The 14,025-nt window shown below is 72.0% G+C and carries 10 protein-coding genes; 7 read left to right on the top strand and 3 right to left on the bottom strand.

The features are described 5' to 3' along the window. The first annotated feature begins 27 nt into the window (after positions 1-27). The 4 genes from ACZ7LV_RS22500 to ACZ7LV_RS22485 all read left to right on the top strand — a co-directional run bounded on the left by ACZ7LV_RS22500 (position 28) and on the right by ACZ7LV_RS22485 (position 7,052). A complete protein-coding gene (locus tag ACZ7LV_RS22500; RefSeq protein WP_471941637.1) occupies positions 28-1,815 on the top strand; it encodes a serine/threonine-protein kinase in 1,788 nt (595 codons plus the stop codon). A 43-nt stretch (positions 1,816-1,858) separates the two neighbouring features. Further along, positions 1,859-3,502 (top strand): serine/threonine-protein kinase, encoded by a 1,644-nt coding sequence (locus ACZ7LV_RS22495; protein ID WP_471941635.1) that lies wholly within the window; start codon positions 1,859-1,861, stop codon positions 3,500-3,502. Between the two features lie 104 nt (positions 3,503-3,606). Further along, positions 3,607-5,232, top strand: coding sequence for a succinic semialdehyde dehydrogenase (locus ACZ7LV_RS22490; protein ID WP_471941633.1), 1,626 nt, complete (start codon positions 3,607-3,609; stop codon positions 5,230-5,232). Between the two features lie 41 nt (positions 5,233-5,273). Further along, entirely contained in the window at positions 5,274-7,052 is a 1,779-nt protein-coding gene (locus tag ACZ7LV_RS22485; RefSeq protein WP_471941631.1) for an FAD-dependent oxidoreductase, read from the top strand. 75 nt (positions 7,053-7,127) lie between these two features. On the opposite strand, the gene ACZ7LV_RS22480 is transcribed toward ACZ7LV_RS22485, so the two are convergent. Together ACZ7LV_RS22480 and ACZ7LV_RS22475 are read right to left on the bottom strand one after the other, a co-directional pair. Further along, positions 7,128-8,153, bottom strand: a complete 1,026-nt coding sequence (locus ACZ7LV_RS22480) for an LAETG motif-containing sortase-dependent surface protein (protein ID WP_471941629.1) — start codon at positions 8,151-8,153, stop codon at positions 7,128-7,130. A gap of 621 nt (positions 8,154-8,774) precedes the next feature. Continuing rightward, on the bottom strand, positions 8,775-9,077 hold the full coding sequence (locus tag ACZ7LV_RS22475) for a chorismate mutase (RefSeq protein ID WP_471941627.1): 303 nt from the start codon (positions 9,075-9,077) through the stop codon (positions 8,775-8,777). 304 nt (positions 9,078-9,381) lie between these two features. Here ACZ7LV_RS22475 and guaA point away from each other — a divergent pair, with 304 nt between their 5' ends. Beyond that, complete coding sequence (gene guaA, locus ACZ7LV_RS22470; protein ID WP_471941625.1) at positions 9,382-10,956, top strand: glutamine-hydrolyzing GMP synthase; 1,575 nt, start codon at positions 9,382-9,384, stop codon at positions 10,954-10,956. Positions 10,957-10,962: 6 nt separating this feature from the next. On the opposite strand, the gene ACZ7LV_RS22465 is transcribed toward guaA, so the two are convergent. Next, positions 10,963-11,436: a pyridoxamine 5'-phosphate oxidase family protein gene (locus ACZ7LV_RS22465; RefSeq protein WP_471941623.1), complete on the bottom strand. Its 474-nt coding sequence runs from the start codon at positions 11,434-11,436 to the stop codon at positions 10,963-10,965. 144 nt (positions 11,437-11,580) lie between these two features. Between ACZ7LV_RS22465 and ACZ7LV_RS22460 the strand changes: the two genes are divergently transcribed. Continuing rightward, a complete protein-coding gene (locus tag ACZ7LV_RS22460) occupies positions 11,581-12,375 on the top strand; it encodes a class II aldolase/adducin family protein (RefSeq protein WP_471941621.1) in 795 nt (264 codons plus the stop codon). 222 nt (positions 12,376-12,597) lie between these two features. Beyond that, a complete protein-coding gene (locus ACZ7LV_RS22455) occupies positions 12,598-13,893 on the top strand; it encodes a hypothetical protein (RefSeq protein ID WP_471941620.1) in 1,296 nt (431 codons plus the stop codon). The last annotated feature ends 132 nt before the right edge of the window (positions 13,894-14,025 follow it).

Here is a 14,025-nt window from a genome sequence, read left to right as displayed (position 1 = left end):
GCCACCCGCCGCGATATGCATGGACGCATGAGCAGCAACGGGGGGGCCCGCCACGGGGCCGACGAGCCGACGAGTTTCGGTCTGCAACCGCCGGTCCGGCCTGCCGCCGTGCCGCATCCGAACAACCCGTACGCGTCGCCCGCCCCGGCCGCGCCGTCGCAACAACCTGCCCAGCAGGCACCGGGGCAGCCCGCGCAGCAGACGCCGGGGCAGCCCGCGCAGCAGGCACCCGGGCAACCCGCGCACCAAGCGCCCCAGTCGGCACCCCAGCAGCCCGGGCACCAGGCGCCGCAGCACCCCGCCTACCGGCCGGCGCAGGACGACCCCGGCGTGGGACGGCTGATCGCCGGGCGCTACCGGCTGCTCGCCAAGCTCGGGCACGGCGGTATGGGCACGGTGTGGCGCGCCAAGGACGAGACGGTGGACCGGGAGGTCGCGGTCAAGGAACCCCGCGTTCCGGACCACCTTCCCGAGCGTGAACGCGACAACGCCTTCGAGCGGATGCGCCGCGAGGCCCGCGCCGCCGCCCGGCTCGACCACCCGGCGGTGGTCGACGTGCACGACGTCGCCGTGGTGGACGGCAGGCCGTGGATCGTGATGGAGCTGGTGCGGGGACGTTCCCTCGGCAGCGCGCTCCAGGAAGGCACCCTCTCCGCCCCTGAGGCGGCCAGGATCGGCCTGGAGGTGCTCGGCGCGCTGGAGGCCGCGCACGCCGCCGGCATCCTGCACCGGGACGTCAAGCCGGACAACGTCCTGCTCGGCCGGTACGACCGCGTCGTGCTCACCGACTTCGGCATCGCCCAGATCGAGGGCGAGACCAACCTCACCGACACCGGCGGCTTCGTCGGCTCGCCCGAGTACATCGCGCCGGAGCGGGTGCTGGGCCAGCGCCCCGGCCCGGCGTCGGACCTGTGGTCGCTGGGCGTCGTGCTCTACGCGGCCACGGAAGGTGTGTCGCCGTTCCGCCGCAGCAACACGCCGGCCACCCTCCAGTCCGTCCTCAACGCCACGCCCGCGCCGCCCGCGTCGGCCTCCGGACCGCTCGCCGAGGTCATCAACGGCCTGCTCCAGAAGGACCCGGCGCGCCGCCCGAACGCCGCCCAGGTCCGGTCCCTGCTGGAGGCGGCCGCCGACCCGCCCGCCCCGGTGGCCACGCAGGTCGTGACCGTCGGCGGCGACAACGGGCGCGGCGGCGGTGTCCGGATCGGCCGCAAGACGCTGCTCGGGCTGGGCGCGGCGGTCGTCGCGGCCGCGGTGGCGGCGTACCTGGTGCTCGCCGACCCGTTCGCGGGCCCGCTGCCCGACGGCTGGAAGACCAGGGCCGAGAAGGACGTCGCCGCGACCCTCGCGTTCCCCGCCGGCTACGAGCGGCAGGTGCCCGAGGAGACCGACGACGGCCACTGGGTGACGTACACCGACCCGAGCGGTGCCCTCTGGATCGGGCTGAGCCTCGACAAAAAGTCCGAGGACACGGTCGATTCCATCCAGGCGTCGGCGGGCGCCGAGATGTACGAGGACAACCGCGTGTTCGAGGAGAGCGGCAGCTACGACTTCGGCATGCCGGAGAACCCGGTCACCAAGCCCGACGACGCGGTCACTTACCAGGGCAGGGACGCCGCGAAGAACACCGTCAGCTACAGGACGACGGACAGTCAGAACCCGCGGCCCCGCGAGGTGCAGATCTTCTACTACAAGAACGCCGACGACAACATGTACAAGCTCACGATCAGCTATCCCGGCAAGGGCGACTTCGCCGAACGCGGCCGTGAGGTGGCCCGGGTGGCGATCGCCCACCTCGACGTCGACAAGGTCTGAACTCGCGTCGACAAACACGTGTCCCGCGGGGTAGGCATGGGGCATGAGTGACGGCGGCGAACACCAGCGCGACGGACGTCTGGTCGGCGGACGCTACCGGTTGGTCGAACGCATCGGCTCCGGCGGCATGGGTGTCGTCTGGCGTGCGCTCGACGAACTGGTGGAGCGTGAAGTCGCCGTCAAGCAGCCCCGGTTGCCGGGTGACCCGGAGGACGAGGTCCATCGCCGGGCCGCCCACCGCCTGTATCGCGAGGCGCGGGCCGCCGCCCGCGTGGACCACCGGTCCGCCGTCACCATCCATGACGTGGTGGAGGAGGACGGAATCCCCTGGATCGTCATGGAGTTGATCCAGGGCGAGTCCCTCCACGAGAGACTGAGGCGGGGCCCGATGGCGCCCGCCGAGTCCGCCCGCATCGGTCTCGATGTCCTCGGCGCGCTGCGCGCCGCCCACGCGGTCGGCATCGTGCACCGGGACGTCAAACCCGCCAACGTCCTGCTCGGTCGGCAGGGCCGCGTGGTCCTCACCGACTTCGGCATCGCCCACGTCCAGGGCGAGGAATCGCTCACCGTGAGCGGCGAGTTCGTCGGCTCCCTGGAGTTCATCGCGCCCGAGCGCATGTCCGGCCGCAGTGCCGGTCCCGCCTCCGACCTGTGGTCCCTGGGCGTCCTGCTGTACGCGGCCGTCGAGGGCTCGTCGCCCTTCCGGCGGACGACGCCGGAGTCGACGCTCGCCGCGATCCTCGCCCCCGATCCGCCCGAGCCGCAGCAGGCCGGGCCGCTCGGGCCGCTTCTCGTACGGCTCCTGACGAAGGATCCCGAGCGGCGGCCGGCGCCCGAGGAGGTCGCCGAGGTGCTCGCCACGGTGGCGGAGGCGGACGTCGCGAGCCCTCCGGGCGCCACCCCCGCCCCGCCCTCCACACCCACCCCCGGCTCAGCCCTCGTCCCAGACACCACGCCCACCCCCGACTCGGCCCCCCTCCCGGCCTCCACACCCCCCACCTCCGAACAGCCGCTGCCGTCCCGCCGCCCCCGGCACCCCTGGCGCCGCCCCGCCCCCGCCGTCCTGCTCGGCGTCCTGGTCACCGGCGGCGTCTGGCTCGGCACGTCCTCCTTCCGCCCCGACCCCGGCGACCAGCGGGCGGCGAAGGAAGCCGCCGCCTCCCCCTCGGCCCCGGCCGCTTCCGCACCCCGCGGTGCGGCCCCGGACGCCGCCGCCTGGACCGCGCACCGTGAGAAGGACCTGGCCGCCGTCCTCTCCCTGCCCGGCGACTACGCGGAGGCCGCCCGCGAGGGCAGCGCCGACGATCCGCCCCATCTGGTCGTCTACGACCTCGACAACACCATCCAGGTCCGTCTGACCCACTGGGACGAGGCACCCGGCTCCCCGATGTCCCGGGCGCGCGAGGCCCACGCCACCTGGGACAGCTACGACGGCGACGCCCGTACGCAGTACACCCGTACGACCTTCGACGGCCGCGAGGCCGTCCTCGCCGACACCACCTACAACATGACCGAGGACCCGACCCGCGTCCTGCAACTGGTGATCCTCACCGACGAGAGCCGCATGTACGAGCTGCGCGTCGACATGCCCAAGGGCACGCCCGACGAGAAGAAGGGCACCTCGGTGTTCCGCGGCGCCCGCGACCGACTGGAGATCGAGGGCGGCCAGGGCTCGCCAACGCCCTGATCAGGGCGTTCGTTGCCAGTGATCACTGGCGGCATGTGTGCACTCGGTGAATCCCTATTACCGACGGGTACACAAAGCCCCCGCCGCGGCATACCCTGCGGCTCATGACGGACTCGCAGGCCCTGGATCAGGCCACGCACACGACCGGCACCAACCCCCTCGCCGCCGCCCCCGAGGGCGTCCGCACCGCCGCGGACGTGGTCACCCCCGAGCTGATCGTCCAGCTCACCCGGGGCGTGGCGGGTTCCGGCCGGACCGCCAACCACTCGCCGTTCACCGGCGAGAAGCTGGCCGACCTGCCCGAGTCCACTCCGGAGGACGTACGGGAGGCGTTCGCCGCGGCCCGTGCCGCACAGGCGGTGTGGGCGCAACTGCCGGTACGGCGGCGCGCGGCCGTCCTGCTCCGCTTCCACGACCTGGTGCTGGAGCGCCAGGCCGAGGTCCTGGACCTGATCCAACTGGAGACCGGCAAGGCCCGGCTGCACGCCCACGAGGAGGTGCAGGCCGTGGCCGTCGCGGCCCGGCACTACGGCCGCAAGGCCCCCGCCTACCTCAGGCCCAAGCGGCACACCGGCGCCGTCCCGACGCTCACCAAGGTCACCGAACTGCGCCATCCGCGCGGCGTGGTCGGCCAGATCGCCCCCTGGAACTACCCGCTGGAGCTCTCCGTCGGCGACGCCCTGCCGGCCTTCGTCGCGGGCAACGCCGTGGTGATGAAGCCGGACACGGAGACCTGCCTGACCGCGCTCTGGGCGCGCGACCTGCTCATCGAGGCGGGGCTGCCCGCCGAGGTCTTCCAGGTCGTCCTCGGCGAGGGTCCGGTCGTCGGCCCGGAGGTGGTCAAGCACGCCGACTACGTCTCCTTCACCGGCTCCACCCGCACCGGCCGGGAGGTGGCGCAGGGCGCCGCCGCACGCCTGGTCGGCGTCTCCCTCGAACTCGGCGGCAAGAACGCCATGGTGGTGCTGGCGGACGCGGACGTGGAGAAGGCCGCCGCCGGAGCCGTCCGCGCGTGCTTCTCCTCCGCCGGGCAACTGTGCATCTCCATCGAGCGGTTGTACGTCCACGAGTCGGTGGCCGACGCCTTCGTGGAGCGCTTCGCCGCCCGCACGAAGGCCATGCGGCTGGGCAGGTCCCTCGCGTACGGGGCGGACATGGGCTCGCTGGTGGGCGAGCGCCAGCTGGAGACCGTCAAGCGGCATGTGGAGGAGGCGGTGGCCAAGGGCGCGAAGCTCGTCGCGGGCGGCACCGCGCGCCCGGACATCGGCCCCTACTTCTACGAGCCGACCATCCTCGACGGCGTCGAACCGCCGATGGCCGTCTGCACCGAGGAGACCTTCGGCCCGGTCGTCTCCCTCTACCGTTTCACGTCCGACGACGAGGCGGTCGAGCACGCCAACTCGACGCCGTACGGCCTGAACTCCTCGGTCTGGACCCGGGACGCCCGCCGCGGCCGCGAGGTCGCCGCCCGGCTGCGCACAGGCACGGTCAACATCAACGAGGGCTACGCGCCGGCGTACGGCAGCGTCCAGTCCCCCATGGGCGGCATGAAGGACTCCGGTCTGGGCCGACGCCACGGCTCCGAGGGCATCCTCAAGTACACCGAGGCCCAGACGATCGCCCACCAGCGCCTGCTGCCGATGGCCCCGTCGCTGGGCATGGACGACGAGAAGTACGCGGCGTTCATGAGCCGCAGCCTGCGCGTGATGAAGTCGCTCAGGCTCCGCTGACGTCCCCCAGGCCCCGCACGCACACTCAATGAGGAGAACACGTGCCACAGGACGCCTATGACTACGACGTCATCGTCGTGGGCTCCGGCTTCGGCGGTTCCGTCACCGCCCTGCGCCTCACGGAGAAGGGGTACCGGGTCGCCGTGCTGGAAGCCGGCCGCCGCTTCACCCGCGCCACCCTGCCCAGGAACTCCTGGGACCTGAAGAACTACCTCTGGGCGCCCAAGCTCGGCATGTACGGCCTGCAGCGCATCCACCTGCTCGGGAACGTCATGGTGCTGGCCGGCGCCGGCGTGGGCGGCGGCTCGCTCAACTACGCCAACACCCTCTACGTCCCGCCGAAGCCCTTCTTCGAGGACCCCCAGTGGGGCCACATCACCGACTGGCAGGAGGAGCTGGCGCCGTACTACGACCAGGCCCAGCGCATGCTCGGCGTCCGGCTGAACCCGACGACGACCCCCTCCGACGTCCATCTGAAGGCCGCGGCGCAGCGGATGGGCGTCGGTGACACCTTCCACATGGCACCGGTCGGCGTCTTCTTCGGCGACGGCAAGGACGCCGACGGCAAGGCGACGGCGCGTCCCGGCGAGGAGGCCGCCGACCCCTACTTCGGTGGCGCGGGACCGGCCCGCCGCGCCTGCGCGGAGTGCGGCGAGTGCATGACCGGCTGCCGCCACGGCGCGAAGAACACCCTGAACGAGAACTACCTGTACCTCGCCGAGAAGGCGGGCGCGGTCGTCCACCCCATGACCACGGTCGTCTCCGTCACCGACGACTCGCGGGGCGGGTACGCCGTCACCACGCTGCCCACCGGCAACCGCGGGAAGACCGCCGGCCGCACCTTCCGCGCCGGGCACGTGGTCCTGGCCGCCGGCACCTACGGCACCCAGACCCTGCTGCACCGCATGAAGGCCGGCGGCCAGTTGCCGCACCTCTCCGACCGCCTCGGCGAGCTGACCCGCACCAACTCCGAGGCCCTGGTGGGCGCCCAGACCACCAACCGCCGCTACCGCAAGGCCACCGGCGAGCGGAAGGTCGACTTCACCCGCGGCGTCGCCATCACGTCGTCCATCCACCCGGACGCCAACACCCATATCGAGCCCGTCCGTTACGGCAAGGGCTCCAACGCGATGGGCGGCATGGCGATCCTGCAGATCCCCTACGCGGAGGGCTCCTCACGCGCCGTGGCGTTCCTGCGCAACGCCGCCCGCCACCCCCTCCAGATGCTCCGCTCCCTCAACAACCACCGCTGGTCGGAGCGGACCATCATCGGTCTGGTGATGCAGTCGCTGGACAACTCGCTGACGACGTACCTGAAGCCGGACGGCGTCGGCAAGGGCCTGCTGACCGCCAAGCAGGGGCACGGAGCGCCCAACCCCAAGCAGATCAAGGCCGCTTCGCAGGGCGCGTCCGCGATCGCCACGGAGATCAACGGCTTCGCCGGAAGCAACGTCGGCGAACTGATGGGCACCCCGCTCACCGCGCACTTCCTCGGCGGATGCCCGATCGGCGACTCCCGCGAGACCGGCGTGCTCGACCCCTACCACCGGCTGTACGGCCACCCGGGGATCTCCGTGGTCGACGGCGCCGCCGTCACCGCCAACCTGGGCGTCAACCCGTCCCTCACCATCACGGCGCAGGCCGAGCGCGCGATGTCGTACTGGCCCAACAAGGGCGAGGCCGATCCACGTCCGCGGCAGGGGGCGGCGTACGAGCGCCTGAAGCCGGTCGAGCCGCAGTCGCCGGCGGTCCCGGCGGAGGCCTTCGGGGCGCTGCGGCTGCCCTTCCTCGGCATGCCGACGGTGCCGCCCAAGCAGTAGGGGCAAAAGAAGAGAGAGGGACCTGCGCCCCCCTCCGAGCGCAGCTCCCTCTCCCTTTGTCTGGTTCAGGCGCGACTACGCCTGCACACCGGCCTTCTTGCGCCGGACGACGAACACCGCGCCCGCGCCGGCGACGACGGCGACCCCGCCGACCAGGCCGATCATGGGCAGCGCGGAGCTGGAACCGGTCTCGGCGAGGCTGCCGGTGGCGTCCACGTCGTTGACCTCGTCCAGGTCCTCCATGCCGCCCTGCGGCTTGGCGTCCTCCGGGTCACCGGCGTCCGAGCCCGCCGCGAGGATGTCGAAGAAGTAGATCCAGCCGTTCGGGTCGTCGGCCATCCAGCAGCCCTCGGCGTCCGAGTACTGCGCGAAGCCGCCGGTCAGACCGATGGCGTCCGGCACCTGGCCGCTCACGCTCAGACGCAGCGGGTAGGAGGTCGACTGGCCCGCGCCGAGGCTGAACGCGGGGAAGGTCCCGCCCTCGCCGGCCGCGTCCGCCAGCGTGTTCCAGCCGCCCTTGGCCTTGTCGAAGACCTGGACCGTGATCTGGCCGGAGTAGTCCTTCTCGTCCCAGCCGAGCGCGGCGACGCCGATCAGCGGCTTGATGTTCTTGATCTCCTCGTCGCCGTCGTTGGAGACGTCGAAGGAGAACTCGGTCCAGCCGCTGCCCGCGACGATCGTCTCGGGCAGGCCCGACAGGCCGCTGGTCAGGTCCTCGCTGAGGCCGACGGACTCCTCGTCCGCGTTCTCGCAGAGGTCCTGCTCCGGCGCGGAGCTGCTCGGCGAGGGGCTCACCGATGCGCTGGCCGAGGGCGAGGTGGAGCCGGACGGCTCGGTGGTGGCGGTCGCGGAGGCGCTGCCCGTCGCGGTCGGGTCCGTGGTGGCCGACTCGCTGGTGCCGCCGGACGGCGTGCCCGGGTCGCTCGCGGTGGGCGACTGCGTGTCGGACGGGGGCGGGGAGACGGTCGTCGTCTCGGTGACCGACTCCGAGACGCTGGGGCTCGGGGAGTCCGTCGCGTACGCGGCCGGTGCCGCGAGCAGCGCCATCGGGGCTATCGCGGCCGTCGCTGCGGCGGCTGCCAGGGCACGGCGAAGCTTCATCAAGACCTACCTGCTGAGTCGAAGGGCTCCGCGTATGGGGGTACGGCTGCTGCCCTGGGTTCTTGCAGGTTTGATCACTGGAGTCACTGAATGGTTGTCCACGCTTCACACAGAATTTATGTGAGCTGGATCACTTCGATCGGGTGCGGTTTGGGTGGGGAGACCCGGGGCAGCCGGTGGGACGGGTGAGTGGGCAAGAGAAGGGCCCCGCGGGGCGGAGCCGCGGGGCCCTTCTTTCGTCAGCACCGGCGTCAGGGCAGCGCCGGTGCCTGGGAAGCGGCGCCGGGGGGTTGCGCCGCCTGCCTCCGGATGGTCTCGACCTCGGGTACGTCTTACTTCGGGCCGTTCCGCCGGTCGGCCCCGGGCGTCCCCGGAGCCGACCGTTCTCTTGGGTGACCGGGCTGCTGTCCCCTGCCGTCCGGTCACTTCCTGGAGCGAGGTCCCACGACGCACGGCACGATCCGTACGTCTCATCGCCCCAGCGAGCCACGCGTGGTTCTTTCGGGCCCGCCCCTGGCTGGCACGGACACCGGGACCAACGAAGCCCGCCGGGCGGCGGTCACGCGCCGTACGGGTGAGAGGCGGTGCGAACTCAGATGCGACCTCTGGACAGTTCGAACCTCAGACGCGGCCGCGGCAGAGTTCGAGCAGCGTCATGGCGAGCGTGGTGCCCGGCCTGCCGAGCTCCTGCCGGTAGCGGCCGAGCACCTCCATCTCGCGGGACAGGTTCACGCGCCGGCCCCCGGAGGTGATGCGGGCCTCCTGGATCACCGCCGAGACGGCCATCCGTTCCTGGATCAGCCCGATGATCCGGTCGTCGAGCGCGTCGATGCGTTCCCGCGCGCCGCTGATCACCTCGGCGGCCTCAGCGGTACGGGCGCCGGTCTTGTCGCCTGCGGTGGTGGTGGTGGAGGTGGAGGTCATGATCGGGGCTCCTCGTCGGGTGGGCCCCGGAACGGACAAGGCTCCTGGAACGCCGAACGCCCCGGACCTTGTCGGCCCGGGGCGCCTGGGAAGTCGCTTGTCAGTTGCTCAAGCAGCACGACCATGGCAGCCGGCGGGCCGGTTGCCATAGGTAAAGCGGAAGGTCGCGTGCGAGAGCATGCCCCCAGTATGCCGTGGCCTCCCGCGGCGGCCAATCCGGTTCGGATCCTGAGACGGCGGTCACGTGCGGCAGCCCCGTTAGAATCGGTGGTACAGCCCCTTTCAAGCCGCCGGAAGGCAACCCGTGTCATCAGCGACCCCCGCCGCCCCCGACACCGTCCTGGTCGTCGACTTCGGTGCGCAGTACGCCCAGCTCATCGCCCGACGCGTCCGCGAGGCCCGGGTCTACAGCGAGATCGTGCCGAGCACCATGCCGGTCCAGGACATGCTCGCCAAGAACCCGGCGGCGATCGTCCTGTCCGGCGGCCCCTCGTCGGTCTACGAGGAGGGCGCCCCCCGTCTGGACCGCGCGCTCTTCGAGGCCGGCGTCCCGGTCTTCGGCATGTGCTACGGCTTCCAGCTGATGGCGCAGAGCCTCGGCGGCACCGTCGACAACACCGGCGCCCGTGAGTACGGCCGCACCGACCTGCACGTGTCCCGGTCGTCCTCCACCCTCTTCGAGGGCACCCCGGCCGAGCAGGCCGTGTGGATGTCGCACGGCGACGCCTGCTCCGCCGCCCCCGAGGGCTTCTCCGTCACGGCCTCCACGGACGTCGTCCCGGTCGCCGCGTTCGAGAACGACGAGAAGAAGCTGTACGGCGTCCAGTACCACCCCGAGGTCATGCACTCCACGCACGGCCAGCAGGTCCTGGAGCACTTCCTGTACCGCGGCGCCGGTCTCTCCCCGTCCTGGACCACCGGCAACGTGATCGAGGAGCAGGTCGAGGCCATCCGCGCGCAGGTCGGCGACAAGCGCGCCATCTGCGGCCTGTCCGGCGGTGTGGACTCCGCCGTGGCCGCCGCCCTCGTCCAGAAGGCCATCGGCTCCCAGCTGACCTGCGTGTACGTCGACCACGGCCTGATGCGCAAGGGCGAGACCGAGCAGGTCGAGAAGGACTTCGTCGCGGCCACCGGCGTGCAGCTGAAGGTCGTCGACGCCGAGGAGCGCTTCCTGAACGCCCTCAAGGGTGTCTCCGACCCGGAGGAGAAGCGGAAGATCATCGGCCGGGAGTTCATCCGCGTCTTCGAGCAGGCGCAGGCGGAGATCATCGCCGACGCCGGCCCGGCGGTGGAGTTCCTGGTCCAGGGCACGCTCTATCCCGACGTCGTCGAGTCCGGCGGCGGCACCGGCACCGCCAACATCAAGTCCCACCACAACGTCGGCGGGCTGCCCGAGGACCTCGAGTTCCAGCTGATCGAGCCGCTGCGCAAGCTGTTCAAGGACGAGGTCCGGATGGTCGGCCAGGAGCTGGGCCTGCCGGAGGAGATCGTCCAGCGCCAGCCCTTCCCGGGACCGGGCCTCGGCATCCGCATCGTCGGCGAGGTGACCAAGGAGCGGCTCGACCTGCTGCGCGACGCCGACGCCATCGCCCGCGAGGAGCTGACGGCGGCCGGCCTCGACCGGGACATCTGGCAGTGCCCGGTGGTACTGCTCGCGGACGTCCGCTCGGTCGGCGTCCAGGGCGACGGCCGGACGTACGGCCACCCGATCGTGCTCCGCCCGGTCTCCTCCGAGGACGCCATGACGGCCGACTGGTCGCGCCTGCCGTACGACGTCCTCGCCCGGATCTCCACCCGGATCACCAACGAGGTGCGCGACGTCAACCGGGTCGTGCTCGACGTGACGTCGAAGCCGCCGGGCACCATCGAGTGGGAGTAGCGAGCCCTACGCGCGCTTGAGCGTGCGCAGCGGAGAGCCGGGCTGCCAGATCTGGACGACCAGGTACCTGTCGTCCTCGACGTAGGTCCTCACGACCTCGGTCAGCTCGGTGCGGAAGAGGTGGAACGGCTCCGGCGGTTCCACCTCTTCGTGGTACCGGGCCTTGGTCGCGTCGTCCTCGACCTCGACGGCCCGCCCGGCGACCCGCACGTCGCCGCCGCCCATCGACGTGCCCTCCCCGGGGTTCGCCTGGAGCGCGAAGCGCGCGTCGCGGCGCAGGTCGAGGGCTTTGAGCGAGTCCGGCATCATGCCGAACCACAGCTCACCGGCGAGAAAGCGCACCTCGATCCCCGTGGTGCGCGGGGCGCCGTCCTTGCGCAGGGTCGCGAGGACGTGGTGGGTGTAGGAGCCGAAGCGTTCCTCGACGGTCCTCGCGAGATCGGGTTCGGCGGTGGTGAAGGATGCCCAGTTCGCTGCCATACGACGAGTCTGGCGCCGAAACCCGACACCCTTGGTCCGGATTGCGCGGCGCCGGAGTGTCGTTCATCCCGGCCGAGGCCCTGTTCTCCTGCGCTGACCGCGGGTAACTTCCGCTCCGTACCGGAACCCAGCGCCGGAGGACCGATGTCCGCGCCCACCCCGCCCCAGCCCCTGCCCACCGACCGGCTGCAGTTCGCCATGCCGCCGATGTACGAGTCGGTCGACGACGAACGCCGGCACCGCAAGGAACGGCTCGCGGGGGCGCTGCGCATCTTCGGGCGGTACGGCCTGGAGGACGGCGTCTCCGGGCACATCACCGCCCGCGACCCCGAGTACTCGAACTGCTTCTGGGTCAATCCGTTCGGCATGCCCTTCCGCCACGTGACCGTCAGCGACCTCGTGCTGGTCAACGAGGAGGGGCAGGTCGTGGAGGGCCGCTACCACGTCAACCAGGCCGCCTTCACCGTGCACGCCCAGGTGCACGACGCCCGCCCCGACGTCGTCGCCGTCGCCCACTGTCACTCCGTGCACGGCCGCGCCCTGTCCGCCCTCGGCGACCTGCTCGACCCGATCACCCAGGAGAGCTGCGCCTTCTACGAGGACCACGCGCTCTACGACGCCTACAGCGGCGTGTCCGTCAACCCCGAGGAGGGCCGCCGGATCGCCGCGGCGCTCGGCTCGCGCAAGGCCCTCGTCCTGCGCAACCACGGCCTGCTGACCGTGGGCGACTCGGTGGACGCGGCGGCCTGGTGGTTCGTGTCCATGGAGCGCTCCTGCCAGGTGCAGCTGACCGCGAAGGCCGCGGGCCGCCCGGTCCTGATCGACCACAAACAGGCGGTGGCGACCCGGGAGCAGCTCGGCGGCGACCTGGTCGCGTGGATCAACTACCAGCCGCTGTGGCAGGACATCACGCGCAGAGAGCCCGACCTGCTGTCCTAGGAGAAGCTCTCCGTCGATCTCCCGGTCGGGTCAACACGGCGACCCTCCGTTCACCCGAGCCGACAGAGGTGACCCGACCTGCCGAACGCGGACCGGGTGTCGTAGGGCACAATTCGCAGACATCGCGGGGGAGTTGCACGGGCCGCCGGGAGGGGCCCCGACTCACCGACGAGCGGGGCGGACGAGTGAGGCACGGGGATTCGCGGAAGGCGGGCGTCGGGCGTGGCGGTGCAGGAGGCGAGGCAGGGCGCGGAGGCGCGCACGGGCGCGTTCGGGAGCGCCCACGAAGGTGGCTGCACCTGCGGGGACTGTCCGCACGGCGCCCGTGCGGGACATCGGCGGGCGGTCGCCGCCTTCCTGCTCCAGCGTGACGAGTTCGCGGCCGGGCAGAACCTGCCCGCGGCCGTGGCCCACTCGGCGTCGGCCTCCCGCCAGTGGGTCTCCGACGAACTGACCCAGTCCGCGGCCGCGGTCGCCGAACGCGCCCGCGCCGAGGGCGAGGCCTGGCTGTCCCGCCTGTGGCGGCGCACGGCGGCCGTGGTCTGGGCGCTGGTCCTGCTGTTGCTGCTCGGGCAGTCGCTGACGGCGATCGGCGCGGGCTGGACGGCGGCGCGCACGGCAGGACTGCTCGCCGCGGCACTGGTCGCGCTGGCCCTGACGGCGGCCTCCTTCTTCCACCGGGCCCGGGGCGGCGTACTGGCCCCCGTCATCGGCGAGGACAACCGCCTGTCGACCTCCCGCGCCGTCGCCGCGATGTGGGTGCTCTTCGTCGCCTACGCCGTCCTGGTGCTGGCGGGGCGACTCGCCGCCGCCTCCTCGCCCGGTGCGCGCGACGAGCTGATCACCGGCCTCGAACTCGCCCGGGGCGCCGGGGTGGTCACCGTCCTCGCCGTCGCGTGCGGCATCGCCGTCGTGGTCCGGCGGGTGGTCGGGCTGCGCGTCCTCGGGCAGCGGCTCCAGAAGGTCCGCGCGGACCGGCCGAGGGCCGCCGATCTGCTGACGGACGACTCGGGCCGGGGCACCTTCGCCGACATCCAGTACGTCGTCATCAGCGCCGTCGCCCTGGTCTTCGCGGCGGTACGGCTCGCCCGCCGCCCCGACCAGCTGCCCGACCTGCCCTGGGGGCTCGCGGTGGTCGTCCTCGTGTCGGCCGCCACCTATCTCGCCGGCAAGTACGCCGAGGGCGGGCGACCCGTCGTGCTCTCCGTCGTCCGCGCCCGCGAGGCCGGTGACCTGGACGCGCCCATCCGCACCGGCGAGGACATCGAGATCCGCGGCGCGGGCTTCGTCCCTCCGGGCGCCGGCACCGCCGACCGCCTCTCCCGCATGGTCGTCCGGATCGGACCCGTCCACGTCCATGTCCCGCTGGTGCCGGTCACCGGCGGCTTCAGCAACCCCACGGACGCCCTGCTGACCGTGCCGGTACCGGCCGAGGTGGAACCGGGCCGGGTGGAGGTGCGGGTGGTCACGGCCGCCGGGGTGGAGACGAACGCGTACGTCATCGACGTGACGGAGTAGCGGCGTCGGGGGTCGCGGTGACAGCCGCGTCCCGCGCGAGCGACGACTCGAACGAAGCGCCGAGCGTTATGAAATCGGGCCTGTTCGTGGTTGAGCGGGTTCTTCCTTTCATACGTATGGTCTTTTGAGGGC

Source organism: Streptomyces sp. NPDC107562 (assembly GCF_055657325.1).
This window is presented reverse-complemented; position numbering and strand designations above follow the sequence as displayed.